This is a genomic window from Novosphingobium rosa NBRC 15208 (assembly GCF_001598555.1).
Classification (GTDB): Bacteria; Pseudomonadota; Alphaproteobacteria; order Sphingomonadales; family Sphingomonadaceae; genus Novosphingobium; species Novosphingobium rosa.
Map to the genome: position 1 here is coordinate 149,602 of NZ_BCZE01000001.1, position 23,739 is coordinate 173,340.

At 66.0% G+C, this 23,739-nt stretch carries 17 protein-coding genes; 10 read left to right on the forward strand and 7 right to left on the reverse strand.

Translation table 11 applies throughout. The features are described from left to right. Positions 1-93 precede the first annotated feature (93 nt). Positions 94-558: an Lrp/AsnC family transcriptional regulator gene (locus SR3_RS00635; RefSeq protein WP_068079585.1), complete on the forward strand. Its 465-nt coding sequence runs from the start codon at positions 94-96 to the stop codon at positions 556-558. A gap of 215 nt (positions 559-773) precedes the next feature. Here the strand turns inward: SR3_RS00635 and SR3_RS00640 are convergent, their stop codons facing one another. The 5 genes from SR3_RS00640 to SR3_RS00660 all read right to left on the reverse strand — a co-directional run bounded on the left by SR3_RS00640 (position 774) and on the right by SR3_RS00660 (position 9,144). Further along, on the reverse strand, positions 774-1,595 hold the full coding sequence (locus tag SR3_RS00640; RefSeq protein WP_068079587.1) for a hypothetical protein: 822 nt from the start codon (positions 1,593-1,595) through the stop codon (positions 774-776). Then, entirely contained in the window at positions 1,595-3,259 is a 1,665-nt protein-coding gene (locus tag SR3_RS00645) for a hypothetical protein (RefSeq protein WP_068079589.1), read from the reverse strand. The genes SR3_RS00640 and SR3_RS00645 overlap by 1 nt, the downstream gene beginning before the upstream one ends. 19 nt (positions 3,260-3,278) lie before the next feature. After that, positions 3,279-4,901 (reverse strand): tannase/feruloyl esterase family alpha/beta hydrolase, encoded by a 1,623-nt coding sequence (locus SR3_RS00650; RefSeq protein ID WP_068079591.1) that lies wholly within the window; start codon positions 4,899-4,901, stop codon positions 3,279-3,281. Between the two features lie 29 nt (positions 4,902-4,930). Beyond that, positions 4,931-7,792: a TonB-dependent receptor domain-containing protein gene (locus tag SR3_RS00655; protein ID WP_068079593.1), complete on the reverse strand. Its 2,862-nt coding sequence runs from the start codon at positions 7,790-7,792 to the stop codon at positions 4,931-4,933. Positions 7,793-7,875: 83 nt separating this feature from the next. After that, positions 7,876-9,144, reverse strand: coding sequence for an MFS transporter (locus tag SR3_RS00660; protein WP_068079595.1), 1,269 nt, complete (start codon positions 9,142-9,144; stop codon positions 7,876-7,878). 58 nt (positions 9,145-9,202) lie between these two features. Here SR3_RS00660 and SR3_RS00665 point away from each other — a divergent pair, with 58 nt between their 5' ends. Then, a complete protein-coding gene (locus SR3_RS00665; protein ID WP_245653665.1) occupies positions 9,203-10,405 on the forward strand; it encodes a cytochrome P450 in 1,203 nt (400 codons plus the stop codon). Positions 10,406-10,483: 78 nt separating this feature from the next. Further along, the gene (locus tag SR3_RS00670; RefSeq protein ID WP_068079599.1) at positions 10,484-11,167 is read left to right on the forward strand and encodes a GntR family transcriptional regulator; all 684 of its coding nucleotides are present in this window, start codon (positions 10,484-10,486) and stop codon (positions 11,165-11,167) included. A gap of 57 nt (positions 11,168-11,224) precedes the next feature. Here the strand turns inward: SR3_RS00670 and SR3_RS00675 are convergent, their stop codons facing one another. Further along, entirely contained in the window at positions 11,225-12,196 is a 972-nt protein-coding gene (locus SR3_RS00675; RefSeq protein ID WP_245653667.1) for a dienelactone hydrolase family protein, read from the reverse strand. Positions 12,197-12,282: 86 nt separating this feature from the next. Next, positions 12,283-13,278 (reverse strand): LacI family DNA-binding transcriptional regulator, encoded by a 996-nt coding sequence (locus SR3_RS00680; RefSeq protein WP_068079601.1) that lies wholly within the window; start codon positions 13,276-13,278, stop codon positions 12,283-12,285. Positions 13,279-13,355: 77 nt separating this feature from the next. Between SR3_RS00680 and SR3_RS00685 the strand changes: the two genes are divergently transcribed. The 7 genes from SR3_RS00685 (at position 13,356) to SR3_RS00715 (ending at position 23,719) form a co-directional block, all read left to right on the forward strand. Next, positions 13,356-14,534 (forward strand): cytochrome P450, encoded by a 1,179-nt coding sequence (locus tag SR3_RS00685; RefSeq protein ID WP_068079603.1) that lies wholly within the window; start codon positions 13,356-13,358, stop codon positions 14,532-14,534. Next, positions 14,531-15,652 (forward strand): CapA family protein, encoded by a 1,122-nt coding sequence (locus SR3_RS00690; protein ID WP_068079604.1) that lies wholly within the window; start codon positions 14,531-14,533, stop codon positions 15,650-15,652. The genes SR3_RS00685 and SR3_RS00690 overlap by 4 nt, the downstream gene beginning before the upstream one ends. Next, a complete protein-coding gene (locus SR3_RS00695) occupies positions 15,649-16,677 on the forward strand; it encodes a hypothetical protein (RefSeq protein WP_068079605.1) in 1,029 nt (342 codons plus the stop codon). Before SR3_RS00690 ends, SR3_RS00695 begins: the two co-directional genes overlap by 4 nt. 64 nt (positions 16,678-16,741) lie before the next feature. Next, on the forward strand, positions 16,742-19,405 hold the full coding sequence (locus tag SR3_RS00700; RefSeq protein WP_068079607.1) for a TonB-dependent receptor plug domain-containing protein: 2,664 nt from the start codon (positions 16,742-16,744) through the stop codon (positions 19,403-19,405). Then, on the forward strand, positions 19,405-20,964 hold the full coding sequence (locus SR3_RS00705) for a tannase/feruloyl esterase family alpha/beta hydrolase (protein ID WP_068079609.1): 1,560 nt from the start codon (positions 19,405-19,407) through the stop codon (positions 20,962-20,964). The genes SR3_RS00700 and SR3_RS00705 overlap by 1 nt, the downstream gene beginning before the upstream one ends. Continuing rightward, a complete protein-coding gene (locus SR3_RS00710; protein ID WP_068079611.1) occupies positions 20,965-22,341 on the forward strand; it encodes an MmgE/PrpD family protein in 1,377 nt (458 codons plus the stop codon). A gap of 1 nt (position 22,342) precedes the next feature. Further along, complete coding sequence (locus SR3_RS00715) at positions 22,343-23,719, forward strand: alpha/beta hydrolase family protein (protein ID WP_068079613.1); 1,377 nt, start codon at positions 22,343-22,345, stop codon at positions 23,717-23,719. Positions 23,720-23,739: the final 20 nt, after the last annotated feature.

The window sequence follows — 23,739 nt, forward strand, 5'->3', positions numbered from 1 at the left end:
TGCAGAACAATGTCCCGGCGTATGAGATTTTTCAGGAATATCTGTCAGACATACTCCGATCTGACAGACCGTTGGCGACCGGGAGATGATGAGGTGGACAGGTTCGATCGCGCCATTCTGGCCGAACTGGAACAGGATTCCCGGCAAAGTTTCGGAGCCGTGGCCGAAAAGGTCGGCCTGTCGAAGACGCCCTGCTGGAACCGTGTGCAAGTGCTTGAACAACAGGGCATCATCACGGGCTATCCCGCCGCCATCGATCCCTATGCCATCGGCCTCAAGCTCAGCGCCTTTGTCGAGGTGTCGGTCGAATTCGCCCAGCATCCGGCGTTCGAAGCCGCCATCATGGGCCACCCCGCCGTCCTCAATTGCTACACCACGGCGGGCGACGGCGATTATCTGCTGCATGTCGTCACCAGCGACGTGGAGGCGCTGGACGGCCTGCTGCGCGGAAACCTCAGCCGCCTGCCCGGTGTGCAGCGCTTCGCCACGACCATCTGCATGAAAACGATCAAGCGCGGCGCCCCGCTGATGGCCGCGGCGAGATTGGGGCAGCCATAAGGCCCATCCCGTCAACACGGCCTGATGACAAGACTGGAAACATAGGCTTCCGCGCCAACCCCGATCCCCAAAGCAGCATTCCCGCCAGCATTGGCCATCAGACGCCGGTCGGGCAGGCCGCCTTCAACGTCGGTTTTTGACAATCCCTCCAGCTTCATCGCCCTGTTCAAGCGTACCTTCGGCGCAACGGCAAGAGCCGCTGAAAATGCGCGCCTTCACCGTCCCCGGTTCGCCGGCTCCACCCTTATGTCCCCCCGCCGCGATGGCCAGCCGCCTGCCATGGCCGGGCCTTCATCGAAGTCCGTCGTCAGCCGCGCGGGATCAAGCCCCAGCCCGGTGATGATATGGCGCAGCTTGTCCGCGCGCTGGCGGGCAAGGCCGGGGGCTTCGCTCAGCAGCCTGCCGTCGTCCAGCCGCGATTGACCGCGTGTCGCCCGGATCGTGACATGGGCATGGGTGGCCTGCGCATAGCGCACCAGCGCCATCAGCGCGATCATGTCGCCCAAGGAACCCCGGTCGCTGTCGAAGGGGTAATAGACGGCCAGATTGCGCGGCAAGAACGGCGGCGTGGGAGCGGGTTCAGGCGCGGCATCCTTGTAGATCGGGCGGATCGAGAGCGCGGGATCGGCTTCCACCCGCGCCAGCATCGCGCTGGCCGCCGCCTTGCGTTCCGCGCTGACGGCGTTGGGGCCATAGGCCATGCCGGGGGTGGCGGGCACGATCCGGTCGCAGGCAGGATCGATCTCGGGCATGACCGAGAAGCGGCCCTCGACGCTCAGCCCGCCGCAGGGGGCGGGCCCATCGTTCACCCTGCCCTCGACCAGCACTTGATGGTGCAATTGCGCGCTGGCGTAATCGACCGGATTGGTGAGCGAGTAACGCTGCCCGTCATGCTCCACAAAGAAGCACAGATCGCTGTCGGGCCCGGTGTCCTGCGCCACCGGACAGGCAAGAAAGCTGACCGGCGTTCCCGCGGAGGGCGGCGCGGCGGCGGTGAGCGCCATGGCCAGCAAGGCGGTGGGCCTGACGGCGGGCATCACAGCACCTCCAGAAAGTGGACCAGATCCTGCTTTTCCTGCTCGGCATAGCCGATGTTGAAGCGGCGGTCGTAGAAATCCACCAGCTCGCGCAAGGATCGCGCCGAACCATTGGCGAAATAGGGCGCCCGCCCCGCCAGAGCGCGCAATTGCTGGGTCATGGTGGCCCCCACATCGAAGCATTTGCCGGTGATCAGCGCGCGTCCGGGATCATGCGTGTAGATATGCCGCCCCAGATAGGCCTGCGGCCTGGCGGTGGGCGAGCAGGTGATCTCGAACAGCGGCAGATCGGGCCGGTTGTTGGACCATGGCAGATTGTTCAGCCCCAGATCCATAAAGCCGGGGGCCAGATCCATGCCCATCATCAACGTGTTGTGGCAGCCCGAGGCGCAGGAGCGCTTGAAGGGATTGCCGATGCCCTTGTCGTTATAGGCGCCCACATCCTGAATGATGAAGCGGCGGCTGTAATAGAGTTCCGCCCCCCGCACGATGGACTGGCGGCGTTCGCTCTGGGCCGGGCTCTCACCGGACGCGGGCTTCGCCCACATGGCAAAGCTGCCGAAAACCTTGTTGACCGGATTGTTGCCCAGCCATGCCGGAGCGCCATCGCGCAGGCTTGCGGCGCCAAGGCCGGGCGGCGCGCCATTTCCGGTCAAAGCCCCCGCGACACCGTCCACGCCTTGCGCCGCATAGATCTGCCGCTCGAAGGCGACGATCCGGTCCAACTGCCGCGCGGTGGGTTTGCGACTGGCCTGAAGATGCGTCATCGCCGCTTCCAGCGCCTGCGTGCGCAAGGTCGGCTCACGCCCGTCGGCCATCAGTTGCAGCGAGACGAATTGGCCGGTCTGCGGGTCTTTGGGCAGCAGGCTCTTGTCATTGTAGAAAAAGGCTTCGTGCGGGGGCACGCCATGGGGCAGCTGGGTGAGATATTTGGTGTTGGCCAGCGGACGCGGGCGGCGGAACACCGAGACCATCGGGTTGGCGCTGTGCAGCCCATAGGTGGGATCAGTGTTGCAGGTGGTGGGGTCGCTGACCACGGCGATGGTGAATTCGGGTTGGATCGGCGTGCCATCGGCGGCGCGTGGCGGCCATGGCAGGAAGATGCGGAACAGCCCGCGATCCAGCAGCAGCGCATGCGACGCCCGCTCGCCCTGAGGCAGGCTGGGGCAGTTCGAGCCATCGATGGCGGCGAACAGCGGATCCTTGCCCTGCGTCTCGGCCCAGCGCCGGTCGATCGTGGCCACCGACAGGCCCATGCCATTTTCCGGCTGATGGCAGGTGACACAGGCCCGCCCATTCGCCCCCAGCGGGGTGAAGAAGGGATGCCCCTTGCTGGCCAGCGGACCATCGGCATTGAGCACCTGCATCCGCCCCGACGGGTCGGCGTAATCGGCCATGGCGGGCATGGTCCGCTGCTCGCCCGGGGCCCACCATGACGGATCGGCGGCGCCATAACCATCGCCTCGCGGCGCGGTATCGGCCACGGCCTGAGCCTGCCTGGTCTGGGCGGGAACCTGCCCTGCCGTGTCTCCCACCGCCCCCGGCCGCCGCGGCGCGCCATCCGGGGGTGCGGGCCGCGACAGGGCGATGCTGGCGCTGAGGCAGGCGATGGCGCCGATCAGGGCGGTTGTGGGCCACAGGCGGAGGCGGGAGGTCGATGTCACGCGCAGACTCCTCGGGAACTCAATAGGCTGCCCCGGCCCAGACGTAATGATCGTCACGCAAGGTGGCGGGCATCTTGCCGGCGAAGCTGGCCGGATCGTTCACATCGCCCTTGCCCTTGTAGGTGGCGCGGACGGGATAGGCGAAGACCGGGCGATGACGGGGCGTGCCATCGGGCAGCAGCGCGCTGGCCATGATCTGGTCGGGTGCATGCGCCTGTTCCACCCAGTTGACGATGGAGCCCAGCATATTGGCCTGATAGGGGATATAACCATCGCGACAGTGATACATGCCGGGCACCGGGAACATGCGGACAAAGGCACGCGCCGCATCCAGCCCGCCCACAGCATCGCGGAGGCGGGCATAATAGTCGGGCATGCCATCCACCCCGGCTGCCGGATCGGCGGCACCATACCAGATGATCAGCTTGCCGCCGGCGTCGCGCAGGGGTTTCAGGTCCGGATTGTCGGCATCATAGATCGCGCCATGCTTTTGCAGCGCCCGCAAGGTGGGCACGTCCCAGCCCCATGTCTTGAGCGTCACGCTTTCGGGCAGGGTGCCCAGAAACATCATGGTGCGCACATTCTCATCCATCATGGCGATACCCGCTTCGGTCAGCCCGCCGCGCCCGCCCCAGGTCAGCTCCGCGCCATAGGGCTCGCCGCCGGGATAAAGATGGACGCCCTGCGCATCGACGGGCCCCTGATAGAAGCGGCGGGCGACATCGGCCTGTTGCGGGGTCAGGCAGGCGTCGGCGCGCTGCGGACCGCAGACAATGGTTTTCGGATCGAAATGGCAGGCGCGGGGCTCATCGATCTGGCCGTCTTTCACGCCGTCCAGCCCATCGCAAGCCGCCATCACCGCGCCGTGCAGGGTTTCCAGCGCGGCTTTGTCGAACACCATCCTGCCCGCATCGTCATGGCCCCAGCGCGCTTCCCAGAGAAAGCGCTCCATCGCCTCGGTGATGATGGTGGCCGGCGAGCCCGCGACGAGGCCGTTGAAATCCGTGGGATAGCGCTGGGCCTCCATCATCGCCTCGCGCCCGCCGTCCGAACAGCCCTGAAAATAGGCATAGGCAGGTGGCTGACCGTAATAGAGGCCGATCAAGGCCTTGGCCGCGATGGAAAAAACATGGGCCGCGCGATAGGAGAAGTCCGCCCGGACCTGCTCGCCGCCCAGCGCCCAGATGCCGTCGCCCCCGGTGTGGCCGGAATCCTCGAAGCCCACGGCGAAGGCGCCGGAGAAGGCCTGCGCGTCATCGCAGGCGGGTGAAAAACCGGTGCGGATCGCGCCGCAATTGCCGCCGCAGCCGCCTTGCAGATAGCGCCCGGTGTAGCCTGTGGTGGGCAGATGCAGCTCGAAATGGATGTTGGGGGCGACATAGCCCTTGAGCAGGCACATCTCCGCGCGGCCCTTCGCAGCGGGCACCACCTCTGCCGAAAGCACCCGCGCGCCCGCATCGGGAAGCGTGGGCAAGCCGCGTCCGCGCAACGCCGCGCAATCCATCACCGGCGCCAGCGCCGCGCGCACGGGCAGCGCGGCGTAGCGCACCAGCCCGGCAGCGGGTTGGGCCTGTAGGGCAGGGGCCACGATCAGCCCCAGCAGCGAGAGAAAAGCCGCAAGCTTGCGCAAGACTGTCAGCATCAGGCCGGTCCTCCATCACGGAAAAGGGTTCAAAACCGCTTGGTCACCTGCAGATTGGCGACGATGCCATAGGGATTGGCATTCTGCGTATCCATGCCGTTCCCGTTCGAGGACAGCACGACCGGCGGCTGCTTGTTGGTGAGATTGCGCAGATTGAGCGCGACATTCATCCCCTTCGCCCAGGCCGGATTGTCCAGAGCATCGAAATCATAGACCAGCGTGAGATCATAGGTGGTCCAGGAGGGGATTTTGGCATTGGGCAGCGCCGCGCCATTCACCACGATGGGAATGTTGTTCACATAGGAACCGACATAATCGAAGGCCGGGGTGATGGTGAGCGGCCCCCAGTTCCACGTCACGCTGCCACGCCCGCGCAGGCTGACCGGGTAATTGACGATGTCCACCCCGTCGATCACCGCGCCGCCATTGACCACCTGCGTCTTGTTACCGAGGATCTTGGTGAAGCTGCCCGCCAGCGTGAGGTGGGACTTGTCCAGATCGAAGCGATAGCTGGCCAGCACATCGATGCCGTTCTGCCGCACGTCCGAAGCATTGGCGTTGCGGCTGTAGGTGATGGCCCGCGCCGTGCAGAGCTGGCTCTCATCGATGTTGGCCGGGGCATTGACCAGCACGGCGGCATAGAGCGGGTTGTAGGTCGCCCGGTTGCCGTTGACGCAGGTGCTCGGCTGGGCCGCCGCCACGATATAGGGCGCGTAAAGCGCGCGGTTCGCCGGGCTGGCCAGATAGCTGGTGCGATAGCTTTGCAGGCCGATGATCTGGTTCTGATAATGGATGTTGTAATAGGTGAAGGACAGGTTCAGCCCGCGCAGCAGCGAAGGCTTCACATCGAAGCCGAAGGAATAGTTGGTCGCGGTTTCGGGGAGAAGCTGCGCATTGCTGCCCGAAACGTTCAGCACATTGGTCTGGTTGGTCGCCGCATTGGTGAGGCCGATGCTAGGGTCACCCGAAAGATTGGTGATCGTGGCGAGGGCGACGTTGGAGAAGAAGGCCGGATTGTTCTCGATCAGATTGGGCGCGCGGAATGACGTGCCCCAGGCGCCGCGCAGCGACAGGCCGGTCACCACATCCCAGGTGAGGCCGACCTTGGGGTTGGTGGTGCTGCCCACATCGGAATAATGTTCGGTCCGCACGGCGGCATCGAGCATCAGGCGCTTGATGCCCGGCAGGGTGAAGCCCTCGCCCAGCAGCGGCACGAAGAGTTCGGCATAGCCTGCCTTGATGGTGCGGTTGGCATAGGCATAGGGCACATCGACCGTTGCCTGCACGCCGATCGAGCTGCGCCACTGGGTGATGTAAAGATATTGGCCGCCGATCGCGCCCTTGATCGTGCCGCCCGGCAGGTTGAACAGGCTGCCGCCGAAGCGCAGATCATACTGGCTGATGCTGGAGCGGTTCTTGTCGAAGGCGGCAGGGAAGATGGCCGCCAGCACCGATTGGGGCGCGGCTGTGGTGCTGAAGGGGTTGTAGGTGCCGTTGTTCAGCGCGGCCTGCAGCGCGGTGGTGTTGAGATTGCCCGCCAGCGCATCGATGCAGTTGGCGCAGTTCTTGTCGCGCGAGAAGTTGACGCCGGCATCGGCCTTCCAGTCGCCGAACATGCGATAGGTGGCGTTGAGCGAGCCCTGATAGGACACATCGTAGATGTGGGTGGTGCCGATGCCGACATCCTTCATCAGCGAGAAGTCGACCGTTTCCGCCGCGCCCGGAGCCACCCCCGGAACGCCCGCAATGTAATAGGGGCTGGTGGATGGCAGTGTGCGCACGGCGGACTGGACATAGCTGTGCAGCGTGCTCTCGCGCCGGTTGTAGAAGGCCAGCGCGGAAAGGTGGAGCCGCTCGCCAATGTCCTGCTCGGCGGTCAGCGAGACCTGATTGCGCACCGTATGCGGGAGGAAGGTGGTGGCATTGTTGGCGTCGGCCAGATTGGCCTGATTGTAGAGCAGATTGGCGGCGGTCAGCCCCGTGCCGGAGGCGGGGGAATTGGGGTTGATGCCGTAATAATCGAAAGCGCCCGCCGTGGGATAATATGGGTTGGTGCCCGAGCGCGGCACGACGATGTTGGCGTAAAGCCCCGCTGTGGCGGTGTTGGTGCGCACGCGGTTGTCCGGCCCGCCCACGCTGCGCAGATCCTGGCGCAGATAGGGGCTTTGGCCATACATCATCTCGCCCCGGTCGTCATGGTCATAGGCCAGCACGAAGCCGCCCGTGCCCCAGTCCTTGCCGGTGACGAAGCTGGCACCCCAGCCCGTATAGGCCGCCGAGCCCGTGCCGCGCAGCGTCAGCTCCATCCCCTTGAAGCGCTTGCGGGTGATGTAATTGACCACGCCCGCCACCGCATCCGAGCCATAGATGGCCGAAGCGCCGTCGGCGATCACCTCGATGCGTTCAATGGCGGAGGTGGGAAGCTGGTTGGCCTCGGTGAAGGAATAGACGTTGCCGGTCGGTGCGATGCGCTTGCCATCCACCAGCAGCAGCGTGGCATTGCTGCCCAGCCCGCGCAGGTTGACGGTAGAGCCGCGTTGCAGATTGCCGCCGCCGTTCTGGCCGACGCGGGGCGTTTCATCGAAGCCCAGCCCCTGCACCTGCGGCAGTTCACGCAGCACATCGGTGGGGGTGGAATGGCCCGAGGCAGCCAATTGCTCACGCGTGACCGACACGGCGGAGGAACCCACGGCTGTGATTCCGCGAATGCTGGTGCCGGTGACGATGATATCGGCGTTCGGTGGGCTGACCGGGGGCTTTGCGCTGGCCGCCTGCTGATCGGCTGCATCGGCCTCGGCTGGGGGAGGCGCGGTTTGCGCCTCCGCTCCGGTGGCGATGATGGTGATGGCGGCGGCACCAGCCAGCCACGCCCCACGAATGGACTTGTCCACGATCCTCTCCCCTGTTGTCGGCGCTGAACACGCCCTTCTTTATGATTGCTATATTGAGTAGCTAATTATTGTCAACAATCTATTCAGAGGCGTGATCGCAGAGAAGAGATTATCGGCGATTTCTCCAAGGGCAGGATCAACAGGACGGACAGGGCAAGCCAGCAAGCCAGCGCGACCACCGGCATGGCCAGCGCACCGCTTTTTTGCGCAATCCAGCCGATGGCCGCCGGAGCCACCACACTGCCGACGTTGCCGCACAGATTGATCAGGGCGATGGCTCGCGCCCGGGCTCCGGCGAAGCGCGCGGTGGGGATGGTCCAGAACACCGATTGCGCGCCGCCCAACCCCAGTCCACCCAGCATCAGCGCGCCCAGCGCAACAGCGCCGCCACCCACGAAACCGGCGACGGCAAGGCCGACCGCGCCCAGCAGCATGGCCACGCCAAGGTGGCGATAGCGTTCGCCCGTGCGGTCGGAATGGCGGGCGTTGAGCATCATGCCCAGCGCAATGGCGATCCACGGCAGCGCGGTAAGCACGCCGATGGCCAGCGGATTGCGGATGCCGGTGCCGCCAATCGCGCTGGGCAGCCAGAAAATCAGCCCGTTGGCGCTGGTCACCAGCACCAGCCAAAGCAAGGCGCAGCGCCACAAAGCGGGCATATCGAGCGGCGCGGCGACAGCCTTCGGCCCATCCTCCGCCGCCAGCGCGCGGGCAATCCACCACCTGCTTTCAGCACTGAGCCAGCGCGCCTGCGCCGGACCATCGACGAACCATGCCGCCGCAGCCAGGCCCGCAAGCACCGTCGCCAACCCCTCGGCGGCGAACATCAGACGCCAGCCCGGCAAGCCCGCAACCTCCAGCTTGAGCAGCCAGCCGCACAAAGGCCCGCCCAGAATCACCGACAGCGGAATCGCCAGCAAGGTCAGGCCGATCGAGCGCCCACGCCACGCCTCTGGCAACCACAGGCTGACGTACCACACCACGCCGGGCGCAAAGCCACTTTCGAAAGCACCGAGGATAACCCGCAGCACGAAGAACTGCCACGGCACCTGAATCAGGCTCATCGCCCCGGCCGTCAGACCCCAGCCGATGACGCTGAAAGCGATCCATCGGCGCGCACCGACCCTCTGCAACAGCGCCATGCTGGGCAGCTGGCACAGGAGGTAGCCGACGAAGAACAGCCCCGCCCCCAGCCCATAGGCAGCCTGCCCCAGCCCGATATCATGGCGCATCGCCATGGCGGCAAAGCTGATGTTCACGCGGTCCACCGAGCTCAGCACAATCAGTGCGGCAAGCGGCGCAACAACACGGGCCATAACGCGGCGATAGGTGTGGGTGGCCTGGGGGTCCATGGCTCTTCTCTCCCTGATGTCTTGACGAGTGGACTAGGTTGCGCCCATGAGAAGGTCAATGATATTGTCAACAATATGGGAAATGGCGGCGATGCAGGATTATGATCCACTGGCCCATGAAGAGTTCGAAACGCCGCATCGCGTCTTTGCCGATCTGCGCGCGCGCTGCCCGGTGGCCCATAGCGAGGCCTTCGGCGGCTTCTGGATGCTGACCCGTCATCAGGACATCCGCGCGGTGCTGGAAGATGCCGACGGGTTCACCACCACGGTGCGCAATGTGGTGCCCGGCAGTTCGGCCACGGGACGCCGCCCCCCGCTGCATCTCGACGCGCCCGAACACACGCCCTATCGCCGCGCCATCGACCGGGCGCTGGGCCCGCGCCGGGTGGAGGACATCGCCCCGGTGATCGAGGCCCATGCGCGGCGGTTGATGCGCGATTTCGTGGCGCGCGGCGGCGGCGATCTGGTCGAGCACGTCTCCAGCCCCCTGCCCGCCCTGGCCTTCGCCGACTGGTTCGCGCTGGACGAGCCCCAGACCACGCTGCTGTGGCGCACCGCGCAGGCCTTTGTGAAAGCGTGGGAAGCCTTCGATGTCGAGACCGTGGGCCGCACCAGCGAAACGCTCTACGATCTGGCGCGCGACCTGATCGCCTCGCGCAGGCAGGCGCTGCTCGATCCGGAGCGCGATCCGGTCAGTTCGCTGCTGCAGGCGCAGGACGATGATGGCGCGCCCCTGCCCGACGAGATGCTGGTGGGCTGCGTGCGGCAAATTCTGGTGGTGGGGCTGGTGGCGCCGCCGGTGTTTCTGGGCAGTGTGGCCGTTCATCTGGCAGGCGATCCCGATCTGCAGGACAGGCTGCGCCGTGACGCCACCCTGACCATCCCGGCCACCGAGGAGTTCCTGAGGCTCTATACGCCCTATCGCGGCTTCGCGCGCACATCGCGCCATGGCGTCACCTTGCATGGTCGCGCCATCGCGCCGGGCGAACCGATCGCCCTGGCCTATGCCTCGGCCAACCGTGACGAAGCCGTGTTCGAGGATCCGCACAGCTTCCGGCTGAACCGCCCCAACATCCGCGAGCATCTGGCCTTTGGCCGGGGCCCTCATCGCTGCGCGGGGATGGCGATGGCCCGCCGGATGCTGCAGATCGCCATCCGCGTGCTGCTCGATGAAACACGCAGCATCGCCATGGATGGCGACCCGCGCATGAGCGGCATGCCCGAGGTCGGCCCGGTCTACGCGCCCCTGCGCGTGACATGATCGACAAGAATGGGCCGCCGGTCCATAAGGCTCGCCCCGCCAACCGCTCCATGCCTCACCATCAGCCAGACAGAACCCATGCAAGACACGCAAAACCCCATCGGCGCCGATCAGACCACCCAGCGCGACGTGGCGCAATGGCTGCGTGACCGCATCCGGCGCGGCCTGCTGGTGCCGGGCCAGAGGCTGGTGGAGGCCGACATCATCCGCGACGCCGGGGCCACACGCAGCCGCGTGCGCGAGGCCTTTCAGCGGCTGGAAGGCGAAGGCCTGATCGTGATCGAGGAGTTCCGCGGGGCCTCCGTCCGCACCTTCACGCGCGAGGATATCCAGCAGAGTTATCGCGCGCGCATGGTGCTGGAAGGCATTGCGGCGCATGATTTCGCGATGTCCGGCGATCAGGAGGCGAAAACGGATCTGGCGCGCCTGCAAGATGAACTCAACGGCTGCGAGCGCAGCGGCAACCACCTGCGTTTTGCCGAATTGAACGATGCCTGGCATGCCACCATTCTCAAAGGTTCGGGCAATCGCTATATTGCCGAGGCGGTGGCGCGGCTGCGGCTGCCGGTGCATCGCCTGATCATCACCAGCTTCCACCGGGCCGAGCGGATCGACGACGCCAACACCGATCACCGCCGGATCACCGCCGCCATTCTGGAAGGGCGCGCCACCGAAGCCGAGCGCCTGATGCGCCGCCATATCAACGATGCGGCGCAGGCCGCGACCGAGCTGGACAGCGACCCGTCCACATCCGGCTTTTAGGGCCACATCCGGGCGGCAGCCTGATGATGACGCCGCCCGGATATGGGAAAAACGATCCTAGATCTTCTTGCGGTCCAGCACCCACTCCTTGTCGCGACACAGGCCGCAATCCTTGCCCGTGAAGGCTGCCCCGGCCTTGCTATCGCCAAAGAGTTGCCAGTTCAGCCAGTTGAGCGACACCTGCGCTTCCGAGCCGCCATCGGTCTGGTTGAAGGTGCCCAGATGGCCCACAGCATGGCTGGCGACCGCCACCGGCACATGATCGATGCGTTTCAGGTCGTCCATGCCGTTTTCATAGGCGATGTCGCGCGGCCCGCCCAGAATGTAGAGCACCGGCGTGTGCAATCCCCTGAGCTGGTCCTTGCTGGTGGCCTCGCCGGTGTTGGGCGCGCGGTCATCGTTGAAAAAGCCGGTGTGCAGGCCGATCACCGCCTTGATACGCTGGTCCGCAGCGGCCTGCAGCGCCTGAAGCCCGCCGCAGCTGGTGCCCGCCACGGCCACGCGCGCCAGATCGAGGCGGCCCTGGTAAGGCCCTGCGGCATTGGCCTTGTCCGCCAGATCCAGCCCGGCCAGCACATCGGCGGTCTGGCTTTTGCCCATGGCCTTGTCATCGGCCGGCATGGGGGTTCCGGGTCCGCTGAGGATCTTGCCGGGCGCGATCACCAGAAAGCCGTGCGAGGCGATCTCCTCAAGAAACAGCCGCGCCGCAGCGCCATCGCCGCGGCACCCGCCATTGCCCCACAGCAGGATCGGCAGCTTGCGCTTCACCGCAGCCAGCCGGGCCGGACGATAGATGACATGATCGGGGAAGGCCGGGTCCACCGCCTTGATCGCGGCATAGGGCCCGCTGCCGGGATTGTCCGGCATCGACCATTTGAGCGGGCGCTGCCTGGCTGAATCCTCTTTCAGCGCGATATCGCCGGGCAGAGGCGCGCGTTTGGGAGCATCTTGCGCCAGCAGGGCGCCCGGAAGGCTGGCAGCCGAAACACTCAGGGCCAGCCCGAAGGCGGCAGCCGGAATCACACGCATCACTCTCTCCCTGTCGGTTCCGGGAGAGATGCTGCCTCAATGCAAAAATCGATGCAAGCCCTTTCATTGGAGCTTGCAAGGCGTGACTAGGCGCTTTCCCGCGCAATGATGCGGAACCCCACATCGACCAGCAGGGAGGGCAAAGCCTCACCCGCCGCGCGGGCACGCAGGATGCGATGCACCTCCGAGGCGATCCGCGCGCCATCGATATCGACCGAGGTGATCGTGGGCCGCATATCGCCCGCCAGCCGCAGATTGCCGAAGCCCGTCACCGCCAGCTGGTCGGGCACGCGCACCCCGGCGGCCTGCGCCTCCACCAGCAACCCTTGCGCGATCCAGTCCGAACCGCAGACCACCACATCCGGGCGATTCTCCAGATCGGCCAGACCGCGAAAGGCCAACCGCCCCTGCCCGAAATGGCTGGGAATGTTGACCTCCAGAATGCTCGGCTGCTCGCCGCCATCGGCCATCCAGTGCTCGGCGAAACTGGAGGCACGGGCTTGCGACCGCCCCGAGCGCGGCACCACCAGATGCGGGCGGCGATAGCCCCTGCCGTGCAGGAAACGCGCCATTTCGCGCCCCACGGCGGCATGGGAAAAGCCCACGGCGACATCGATGGGGTCTTCGGGAAGACCCCATGTCTCGATCACCGTGGCCGACTGGCTTTTCAGCCTTTTGCGCGTCTCAACATCGCTGACGATGCCCGTCAGGATGATGGCATCGACCCGGCGTGACAAGGCCGCATCGATCTGCGCCTCCAGCCGGCGATTATCGGGTCCTGTCAAGGACATGACCACGCTGTTGCCGTCGGCGGACAGCTGCTCGATCATGGCTTCCATGGTGTCGTTGAAGATCGACTGGGCGATGTCGGGCACCAGCGCCGCGATCAGGCGCGAGCGGTTGGAAGCCAGCGCCCCGGCATTGAGATTGGGCAGATAGCCGGTTTCGACAATCGCCGTCTGCACGCGTTGCGCGGTCTGTTGCGCCACCATGGCGGGGTTGTTGAGAAAACGCGAGACCGTGGCGGTGGAAACACCGGCCAGCGAGGCCACCTCTTCAAGGCGTGGGGTGCGAGCATTCATGCGACATGGGTTAGCGATCCGGCAAAATTTTGCAAAGAGTATTGCAAGCGCTTTCATAGCCGCTTACACCCCGACTCATGGCTCATGATTTCGACCCCCTTCAGCCGGAAACCTTCGACAGCGCTCACGGCGACTACCAACGCCTTCGCGCCCAGTGCCCCGTCGCCCACAGCGAGGCGTGGGGCGGCTTCTGGGCGCTGATGAAGCATGATGACGTGGCCAAAGCCGCCGCTGACTGGCAGACCTTCATCACCTCGCAGCAGAATGTGGTGCCCAAGGTGGCCTTCACCGGGCGGCGGCCCCCGCTTCATCTCGATCCGCCCGAGCATACGCCTTACCGCCGCGCGCTGGCGCCCCTTTTCACCGAAAAGCGGATCGCCCGGCTGGAGCCCGTGGTGCGCGGCATCTGCAAGGCGCTGCTGGCGCCGATGGTGGCGCGTGGCGGCGGCGATGTCTGCGCTGATTATGGCGCGCCCATGCCGGTGTCGGTCTTCGCCCATTGGATGAATCTGGATGAGGAGGCCATCGCCTCCCTCACCGATGCGGGCAAGCGCTACAATGTCGCGGTGCAATCGGCGGATATGGAGACCACCAAGGAAACCAGCCTGTTGCTTTACGACATGGCCCGCGCCGTGGTGGCGCAGCGCCGCGTCGCCCCGCTGCCGGTCGATGAGGACGCCACCAGCGCCCTGCTGGCGGTGCGCGTCGATGGCGAGCCGTTGCCCGAGGAGATGATCGTCGGCACCATCCGGCAGGTGCTGGTGGTCGGGCTGATCGCGCCCAGCGTGGTGATCGGCTCGATTGCGGTGCATCTTGCGCGCCATCCCGATCTGCAAACGCAACTGCGCGCCCAGCCCGAACTGATGCCCGCCGCCATCGAGGAATTTCTGCGGCTCTATGCGCCCTATCGCGGCTTTGCCCGCACCGCCACCTGCCCGGTGACCATCCGCGACCGCACCATCCCGCAGGGTGAGCCCATCGCGCTGGTCTATGCCTCGGCCAACCGCGATGACGATGTCTTCGACGATCCCGACAGCTTCAGACTCGACCGGCCCAATATGAAGGATTCGCTGGCCTTCGGGCGCGGTCCGCACAATTGCGTGGGCGCGGGTCTGGCCCGGCTGGAGCTGCGCATCGCCATCGAGGAATTGCTGAAAGCGGCCCCCGCCTTCACGCTGGATGGCGAGCCCAAACCCACCCGCTTCCCCGAAATCGGCGCGCTGAGCGTGCCCATCCATTTCGCAGGTGACGCATGACCAAGCCGGGCATCGTGCTGGCCGTCGGCGATCTGGCGATGGACCGCGCGGACTACGACGAGAGCTTCACCGCCACCCGCGATGTGCTGAGCGCGGCGGACATCACCTTCGGCCAGCTGGAAACCAGCTTTGCGGAAACAGGCGTGCGCGCGCCGCAGGCCCGCCATGCCGTGCTGGCTCGCCCCGATGGTGCTGCAGCGCTCAGCCGAGCGGGATTCGACCTGATCTCCATGGCGGGCAACCATGTGCTCGACTGGGGCAATGACGCCTTTTTCGAAACCAGGGCGCATATCGAAAACAACGGCATGCAGGTGGTTGGCGCGGGCGCCACCATCGCGCAAGCCCGCCAGCCGGTGCATTACACCCTGCCCGATGGCTCGACGGTTGCCTTCCTCGCCTATTCCAGCATCCTGCCCATGGCCTATTGGGCCGACGAGCGCCGCCCCGGCTGCGCCCCGATGCGCGCCTTCACCATCTATGAGCAGATCGAGCACGATCAGCCCGGCACGCCGCCGCGCACCCATTCCTACCCCCATCGCGAGGATCTGGCCGCGCTGGAAGCCGATATCCGCGCCGCCAAAGCCTCAGCCGACGTGGTCTTCGTCTCGCTGCACTGGGGCATCCATTTCGTGCGGGCGACCATCCCGGATTACGCCCATGATGTGGCCCGCGCCGCCATCGCCGCCGGGGCGGACGCCATTCTGGGCGGCCATCCGCATATCCTCAAGGGCTGCGACATCATCGATGGAAAGCCCGTCTTCCACTCGCTGTGCAACTTCGCCACCGATCTGAAGATGGACGCGGCCCATGCCGCCTCCAAAAGCTGGAACGAGATCCGCGTGCTGGCCGAAACGTGGGAGCCCGATTTCGAGGGCCTCTACAACTTCCCTGAAGCCTCGCGCCTGTCGATCATCGCCCGCTTCGAGATCGCGCAGGGCCGGATCCAGCGCAGCGGTTTCCTGCCGCTCTACATCGATCGCGACGCCGTGCCGCGTCTTGTCGCGCGGGATGATCCGCGCCACGCGCAGGTGGTGGATTATCTCACCGCCATCACGCAGGAAGCGGGGCTGAACGCCCGCTACCGGCAGGGCGAGGATATGGTGGAGATCGTGGCATGAAAGCGCGGCTGAGCATTTCGCTGGAAGGCATCGTCTTCCTCTATTTCCTCTCCTATCTGCCCAACATCATTCTCACCAAGCTGGTGACCACCCTGCCCAGCGCGGCGCTGGGCCGCCCGCTGAGCGGCCTTGAAACCCTGCCCGCTTCGCTGATCCTCAACATGGTGATGACCTGGGCCTTTATCTGGCTCTCGGGCTGGCATCGCGAGGCGCATGGCGTGCAACTGGGCGGCCTGCGCCTGCCGGTGCCGACGCGCTACACCGTGCTGTCGGGTGTCGGCACCGCGCTGGTGCTGTTCACCGTGCCGCTGTCCTTCACCTTCAAGGGGGTGAGCATTCCCTTTATCCAGCTGTTGATGCGCGGCGACATCCTGATCATCGCCCCGCTGGTCGATCTGATGTTCGGCCGCCGCGTGCGCTGGTGGAGCTGGGCGGCGCTGGTGATGGTGGCCTTCGCGTTGTTCATCACCCTGCGCGCCCATGGCGGGCTGGCGCTGCCGCCGCTCGCGATCCTCGATGTAGTGCTTTACACGCTGGGCTATTTCATCCGCCTTGCCGTGATGACGCGTGTCGCCAAATCGGGCGAGGCCGCCTCGGTGCGCCGCTACTTCGTCGAGGAAAAGCTGGTGGCCCTGCCGTTGGCGGTGCTGGCGCTGGCGCTGCTTTCAGCCAGCGGCATCGGTGGACAGGCCGGGCAGCTGGGCATCGGCTTCGTGCAGGTTTGGAGCGACAGCGTGATCTGGTGGCTGGCGGCCATCGCCTTCACCCTCACCATCGTCTCGATCTTCTCCGCCGTGATCCTGCTGGACGCGCGCGAGAACGCCTATTGCGTACCCATGGAGCGCGCCTCCAGCCTTGTCGCGGGCGTGGCGGGATCGCTGCTGCTCGCGCTGGGCTGGGGCCTGCCCTGGCCGGGCACGCCCGATCTGGTCGGCGCGCTGATCCTGATCGCGGCCATTATCCTGCTGTCCGTGGCGCCCCGGCTGGGCGTTACGCGCCAGACCGCAAGGGCCGAAGCCCCATGACCTGATCCCACCATTCCCGTGACCCGCCCAAACGAAGGCGGCGCATGTTCAGAGAGGAGATTCCATGATGTTCGCAGACCCCATCCTGCTGCGCAAAGCCCCCGGCATTGCGCTTGGCGCGCTGGCCATCGCCATGGCCGCCCCTGTTGCTGCCCAGACGACACAGCCTGCACCGGCGCCGACCCAAGCCGCCGATCAGGCCCCCACCACCAAATCCGATACGGAAATCATCGTGACGGGCAGCCGCATCAAGGGCGTGGCTGCTGTGGGTTCCTCGGTGATTTCGCTCGATCAGACCAAGATCGCGCAGGAGCCGGTCACCTCGGCCAATGATCTGCTGCGGCGCGTACCTCAGGTCGTGGGGCTGGGGCAGAACCGCAATGGCGGCACGGCGCAGAACGCGGGCGCCAATGCCACCCGCGGCGCGGGGATCAACCTGCGCGGCATCGGCACCAACGCCACGCTGGTGCTCTATGACGGCAAGCGCCTGCCCCCCATGGGCACGCAGGGGCAATACACCGATCCTTCCGTGATCCCCTCGATCATGCTCAGCCGCGTGGAGGTGGTGGCCGATGGCGCCTCGGCCATCTATGGTTCGGATGCCATCGCGGGCGTGGTCAACTTCATCCTGCGCAAGAATTTCAACGGCACCGAATTCAAGGCCCGCAGCGGCTTCACCGACGATGGCAGCTATAACGAGCAATTGTTCTCCGCCATTCACGGTCAAAAATGGGACAGCGGCTATTTCACCATCGCGGGGGAATACACCCGCAACGCGCCGCTCTTTGCCCGCGACCTGTCATGGTATCAGGATGACAACCGCTATCGCGGCGGGCGAGACCTGCGCGTCAACACCTGCAACCCCGGCACGATCACGGCAGGCGGCAACACCTATGCCATTCCCGCGGGCGGGGTGACGAGCGCCAATGTCGGTTCGCTGGCGGCGGGCACCAGCAACAAATGCTTCTACAACAACCGCGATGCGGTGATCCCCTCGCAGCAGCGTTTCAGTGCGGTGGCCAATTTCAGCCAGAATCTGACGGACAATCTGCGCCTTTTCGGCGACGGCTATTATTCCTATCGCGACGGCCAGCTGTGGAGCAACAGCGACACCTTCACCGCCACCGTGCCCAACACCAACCCCTTCTTCGTTTCGCCCGTACCCGGCCTGCGCTCTGAAACCGTCACCTATTCGCTGGTGCCCGAACTGGGCACCGACGTCACGCCCTATCACGCCTATTCGTGGAACGCGACGGCGGGCGCCGAGCTGAAATTCGCCTCGGACTGGAGCGGCACCTTCTATTACGGCCATGGCGAGAGCAAGGATGTGTCCGACAAGCGCATCGGCGTGAACAGTGCGGCACTGGCTGCCGCTCTGGCCGATACCAATCCGGCCACCGCGCTCAATGTCTTTGGCGGGGCGAACAATCCGGCGACGCTGGCGAAAATCCACGACAATTACTTCCAGATCATCGGCGCCACCAAGCTGGATGTGGCGAACCTGCAGTTCAGCGGATCGCTGCTGCATCTTCCCGGCGGCAAGCTGCGCGTGGCGGTGGGCGGCGAATATCGCGTGGAATACACCTTCACCGATCTGGTCAGCGGCAATTCGGCCACGCAGGTCCACACATCGGACGCCGGTTCGCGCAATGTGAAGGCGCTGTTCGGCGAACTCTATGTGCCGATCTTCAGCGGCGAGAACGCCATCCCCGCGTTCCAGCAACTCACCCTCTCGCTGGCGGGCCGCTATGAGCATTACAGCGATTTCGGCAGCACCACCAACCCCAAGGTGGGTATCACGTGGAAGCCGGTGCAGGGCGTGACGGTGCGCGGTTCCTACGGCACCTCCTTCCGCGCCCCGACCTTCACCGAGGTTTCGCAGGTGGCGGGCGGCGCTGGCCTCTATTACGATACGCTGCCCGGCCCCAGCGGCAACCTCACCGGCATCGGCATCGCGGGCGGCAACCCCAATCTGAAGCCCGAAACCGCGCGCACATGGTCGGCAGGCGTGGAGTTCGCGCCCCGCGCAGTGCAGGGTCTGGTCGCCACCCTCACCTATTTCGACATCGACTACCGCAACCAGATTCAGGCCCTGCGCGGCACCTCTGGCATTCTGACCAATCCGCTCTATTCGTCTTTCGTCACCTTCAACCCCAGCGCGGCGCAGGTCAGCGCGCTAGTCAATTCGGGCCTGCCGCTCAACAATGCCATCAACACCTCGGCGGTGGCCTTTATCGTCGATGGGCGGCGGCAGAATCTGGGGCGCTCGCTGGTCAGCGGCTTCGATTTCGGGGTGAATTACGGCCACACCTTTGGTGACGTGAAGCTGGATGGCGGAGTGCAGGGCACCTATTACACGCGCTACAATTTTCAGGCGGTGCCCGGCTCGGCCTTCACCAGCGTCATCAACACCATCAACTTCCCGCAGCAGTTCCGCATGCAGGCCGATATCGGCGCAACATGGAAGAAGGTGCATACGCGCCTGACGCTCAACCATCTGGGCGGCTATGCCAACACCGGCGTCATCCCCTATCAGAAGGTGGCGTCCTACAACACGGTCGATGCCTATGTCGGCGTGGATGTGACCGAGCGCTTCAACCTCTCGATCGACGCGCGCAACCTGTTCAACCAGAACCCGCCCTTCGTCGACCAGACGCGCGGTTACGACCCGCAATCGGCCAGCCCGATGCCACGCCTGATCTCGCTGACCGCCGGGGTGAAGTTCTGATGCGCGCGTGGCTGGTGGCCGCTCCGCTGCTGGGCGCGGCATGGGCAACGCCCACAATGGCGGCCGCACCCGCCATGGCTGCGGACTGTTCGGGCCTGCAAGGCGCGCAAGGCCACGGCGTGGTGGTCACCGCCGCCACCGCCATCACCCCCACGCCGGGCCAGCCCTTCCAGCCCGACACGCCGGGCGGTTACAAGGCCGTGGCGGTGCAGGTGCCGCTCTGCCGGGTGGAGGGCACGATCGAGGGCAACATCGGCTTCGAACTCTGGCTACCGCTGCCCGCCGCATGGAACCACCGCCTGCTGGGCGCGGGCGTGGGCGGCGATGCGGGCGTGTTCAACTACACCGACCTTGGCCGCCGCGTCACCGAGGGCTTCGCCGCCGTCACCACCGACAGCGGGCACAAACTGACCAACAAGCGCTGGATGGCCGATCCCAAGGCGCGCAAGGATTACGAACACCGCGCCACCCATCTCGCCACGCTGGCCGCCAAGGCGCTGGTGACGCGCTTTTACGCCCGCCCCGCCGATCATGCCTATTTCCTCGGCTGCTCGGGCGGCGGGCGGCAGGGATTGAAGGAGCTGGAACTCTACCCGCAGGACTACGACGGCATCGTGGCCGGCGCGCCTGGCCCCTATATGCCGCTGATCTCGGTGCGGATGATGTATTTCTCGCTGCTGCAAAAGCAGAATCCGGCGGGCGCGCTCAGCGATGCCGATTGGTCGCTGTATGAGAAAGCCACCTTCGATGCCTGCGACGGCAAGGATGGGGTGAAGGACGGCGTGGTGGAAAACCCGCTGACCTGCAGCTTCAAACCCGCCACCCTGCTGTGCAAGCCGGGCCAGAGCGACAACTGCCTCACGCCACCCAAGCTCTCGATGCTGACAGCCATCATCGGCCCCATGCCCGACGAACACGGCAAGCCGATGGACAAGGGCCTGCTGCCCGGCGTGCGCACCCGCCCGGGGCCACCCTCGCCGCTGCTGCGCGAGATGTGGGCCGATGGCGTCTACAACAACCCCGATTGGGACGAGGCCAGCTTTCAGCGCACCGCCGATCTGGCCAAGGCCAACACCGCCATGCCCCAATTGCGCGCCGACAGCACGACAATCGCCCCCTTTATCGCGCACGGCGGCAAGGCGATCATCTATCAGGGCTGGCAAGATCCTTCCGTGATCGCGGGGCCCACCATCGACTTCTACCGCAAGCTGGGCGTCGCTCAGGGCGGCGCGCGGAAGCTGGCGGAGGCGGTGCGGCTGATGATGGTGCCCGGCATGTATCACTGCCAGGGCGGGCCGGGCGCGGACCAGTTCGGTGGCTCCAAGCAGGTGAATGCGCCGGGCGATGCATCGCATGATATCCTCTGGTCGGTGATCGATTGGGTGGAGCAGAAGCGTCCGCCCGAAGCGCTGACCGCAACAAAGCTTCTGCAAGGCAAACCGGTGTTCACCCGCCTGATCTGCTCTTTCCCCGACAGCGCGCAGTATGATGGCAAGGGCGATGCCAGCAAGGCAAGCTCATACACCTGCCGCCGCGATCCCGTGCTGGCCGCGCGCTAGATGCTGACCGACCGCCTCTGCGCCCATATCGCCCGGACTCCCGCCGGCGCTATCCCTGAAAGCACGCTGGCGGCGACAAGGCTGGCCTTGCTCGACGCGCTGGGGGTGATGCTGGCGGCCAGCACCCTGAGCCCCGAGGCCGAACCCTTCCGCAGTCTGGCGCTGGCCAGCGGCACAGGGCGCAGCACGCTGCTGGGGCGCGGCGAAAGCGTGCCCGCCCCGGCGGCGGCGCTGGCCAATGGCGCACTGGCCCATGCGCTGGATTTCGAGGATGCCTTCGACGCTGCCCCGTGCCACCCCAATGCCGCGCTGGTCCCCGCGCTGCTGGCGCTGGCCGAGGAGCGCGAGGCCACGGCAGAGAACTTTCTGACCGCCATGGCCATCGGCTGCGATCTGACCTGCCGCATGGCGCTGTCCCTCAAGCAGCCGATGGAGGCGGGCGGCTGGTATCCGCCGCCGATCCTCGGCGCTTTCGGCGCCACGGCCGCAGCCGCGCGGCTGCTGGGTCTGGATGCGGGACAAACGCGCGATGCCCTGTCTCTGGCGCTCTGCCAGGCCACCGCACCGGGCGAGATCAAACACAGCCACGCCACCACCATCCGCGCCGTGCGGGAAGCCTTCCCGGCCCAAGCCGCCGTCACCGCCGCCCTGCTGGCCGAGGCGGGCGTCATCGGTTTCGAGGAACCGCTGGAGGGCAAGGGCGGCTTCTATCGCCTCTACGCCGGGGGGCAATGGGGTGAAGGCGCGCTGCTGGACGGGTTGGGCACGCTGTATCACGGCGAAAACCTCAGCTTCAAACGCTGGCCCGCCTGCCGGGGCACCCACGCCTATATCGAAGCGGCGCTCGACCTGCGCGCAAGGCTGGGCGGCGCATGGCAGAACATCGCCAGCCTGACCATGGTGGTGGGCGACGTTCAGCGCATGCTGGTCGAGCCCGCCCCGCGCAAACAGGCCCCCGCCACCGCAATAGACGCCAAGTTCAGCATCTTTTTGACCGCCGCTCTGGCGCTGGTGCATGGCGAGGTGGGCCTCCACAGCTTCGACGAGGCCGCGCGCGCCGACCCGCAGGTGCTGACGCTGGCGTCCCGTATGCGGGCCCGGCACGATCCCGCCCGCGTGCCCACCGCTTTCGGCGGCATCCTCGATGCCACGCTGAAGGATGGTGCAAGGCTGACGCTGGATGTGCCGCTGCCCGCAGGTCACCCCTCGCGCCCGATCTCGCGCGCGGCCATGGTGGAGAAGTTCATCACCTGCGCCGGGCAGGCCGCTCAGCCTTATGGGCTGGACGAGGCCAAGGCTCTGGCCGAACACATTCTGACGCTGAGCGACGCCACGCCAATCTCCACACTGACAGGCAGAGCATCCGGGAAAGCTTGATATGGCCAGACATTTCGCCACCCTTATCGCCCTGCTGGCCACCGGCGCCACCTCGGCGCAAACTGTGCCGCAGGCTCCCACCCACCGTGAAGGACGCATGGCCAATGGCAATGGCTGGGCGATCGACATGCCCGCGACGTGGAACGGCACGGTGCTGCTGTTCAGCCATGGCTTCAGTTCGGCCCCCGGCAACCCGCCCCGCAACCGCCCGCATGAAGGGGCCGAGCAACTGCTGGCGCATGGCTATGCCCTGCTCGGCAGTTCCTACAGCCAGACCGGCTGGGCGGTGGAACAGGCCGTGCCCGACCAGATCGCCGCGCTCGACCGCTTCGAGGAAACATTCGGCAAGCCACGCCGCGTGATCGCCTATGGCGAATCCATGGGCGGCCTCGTCACCGCCGCGCTGGTCGAGCGCCATCCAGAACGGATCGATGGCGCCATGCCGATGTGCGCTTCGGTTTCGGGCGCGGTGGCGATGGAAAATCAGGCGCTGGATGGTGCATGGGCGTTGAAAATGCTGGTCGATCCCGCCGCGCCCTTGCGCATCACCGGTGTCTGGCAGCCGGGCGCGCCGCAACCGCCGATCCGCGAGGAAGGCGCGGCCGTCGATGCGCTGCTGGCCAAGGCCATGGCCTCACCGCAAGGGCAGGCGCGGCTGGCGCTGGCCGCCACGCTGGCGCAGTTGCCCGATCAGCCCGATGACAAGGCCCCGCCCGCAGGCTCTTCCGATCTGGAGGGGCGGGTTCAGGCCTATGGCCGTTGGTTCGCCATGGGGGTGTTCTTTCCCCGCTGGGATCAGGAACGGCGCGCGGGCGGCAATGCCTCATGGAACACCGGCGTGGATTATGCCGCGCAATTGCAGGCATCCGGCAAGCGCGCGCTGGTCGAACAGGTCTATGCCCGCGCGGGATTGTCGCTGCGGGAGGATCTGGCCACTTTGGCCAAAGCGCCGCGTGTTTCGGCCAACCCAAAAGCCGTCGCCTACATGCGCGCCAATTTCGTGCCCTCCGGCCGGTTGAAACGTCCGGTCCTCACGCTGCACACCACAGGCGACGGCGCCACCATGGTCACCTATGAGCGCGCCTATGCCGATCTGGTGCGCCACGCGGGGGCAGCGCCCATGTTGCGGCAGGCCTATGTGCAGGCCTTCGGCCATTGCAGCTTCAACACCGCCGAGACCGTCGCGGGGATCGAGGCGCTGGACCGGCGCATCGCCAGCGGGCGATGGGATGACGCGGCCATCTCCGCCTCCGGCCTGAACCATGCGGCAGAGCCCATCGGCAAGGCACGCTTCGTGTCCTATCGGCCTGCACCCATGCTCAGGCCTTGCGGCGCCGTAGCGGGGTCTTGCCGTGGCGAAACGACAGCACCGCGTTAGGCAACTGAACCAGCCGGATC

Bases quoted from the DNA above. Each gene is read 5' to 3' on its own strand.
- SR3_RS00660 (WP_068079595.1), bottom strand. From the start codon at position 9,144: ATGGACCCCCAGGCCACCCACACCTATCGCCGCGTTATGGCCCGTGTT.
- SR3_RS00640 (WP_068079587.1), bottom strand. From the start codon at position 1,595: ATGCCCGCCGTCAGGCCCACCGCCTTGCTGGCCATGGCGCTCACCGCC.
- SR3_RS00710 (WP_068079611.1), top strand. From the start codon at position 20,965: ATGCTGACCGACCGCCTCTGCGCCCATATCGCCCGGACTCCCGCCGGC.
- SR3_RS00690 (WP_068079604.1), top strand. From the start codon at position 14,531: ATGACCAAGCCGGGCATCGTGCTGGCCGTCGGCGATCTGGCGATGGAC.
- SR3_RS00675 (WP_245653667.1), bottom strand. From the start codon at position 12,196: ATGCGTGTGATTCCGGCTGCCGCCTTCGGGCTGGCCCTGAGTGTTTCG.
- SR3_RS00695 (WP_068079605.1), top strand. From the start codon at position 15,649: ATGAAAGCGCGGCTGAGCATTTCGCTGGAAGGCATCGTCTTCCTCTAT.
- SR3_RS00700 (WP_068079607.1), top strand. From the start codon at position 16,742: ATGATGTTCGCAGACCCCATCCTGCTGCGCAAAGCCCCCGGCATTGCG.
- SR3_RS00650 (WP_068079591.1), bottom strand. From the start codon at position 4,901: ATGCTGACAGTCTTGCGCAAGCTTGCGGCTTTTCTCTCGCTGCTGGGG.
- SR3_RS00685 (WP_068079603.1), top strand. From the start codon at position 13,356: ATGGCTCATGATTTCGACCCCCTTCAGCCGGAAACCTTCGACAGCGCT.
- SR3_RS00680 (WP_068079601.1), bottom strand. From the start codon at position 13,278: ATGAATGCTCGCACCCCACGCCTTGAAGAGGTGGCCTCGCTGGCCGGT.
- SR3_RS00705 (WP_068079609.1), top strand. From the start codon at position 19,405: ATGCGCGCGTGGCTGGTGGCCGCTCCGCTGCTGGGCGCGGCATGGGCA.
- SR3_RS00670 (WP_068079599.1), top strand. From the start codon at position 10,484: ATGCAAGACACGCAAAACCCCATCGGCGCCGATCAGACCACCCAGCGC.
- SR3_RS00665 (WP_245653665.1), top strand. From the start codon at position 9,203: ATGATATTGTCAACAATATGGGAAATGGCGGCGATGCAGGATTATGAT.
- SR3_RS00715 (WP_068079613.1), top strand. From the start codon at position 22,343: ATGGCCAGACATTTCGCCACCCTTATCGCCCTGCTGGCCACCGGCGCC.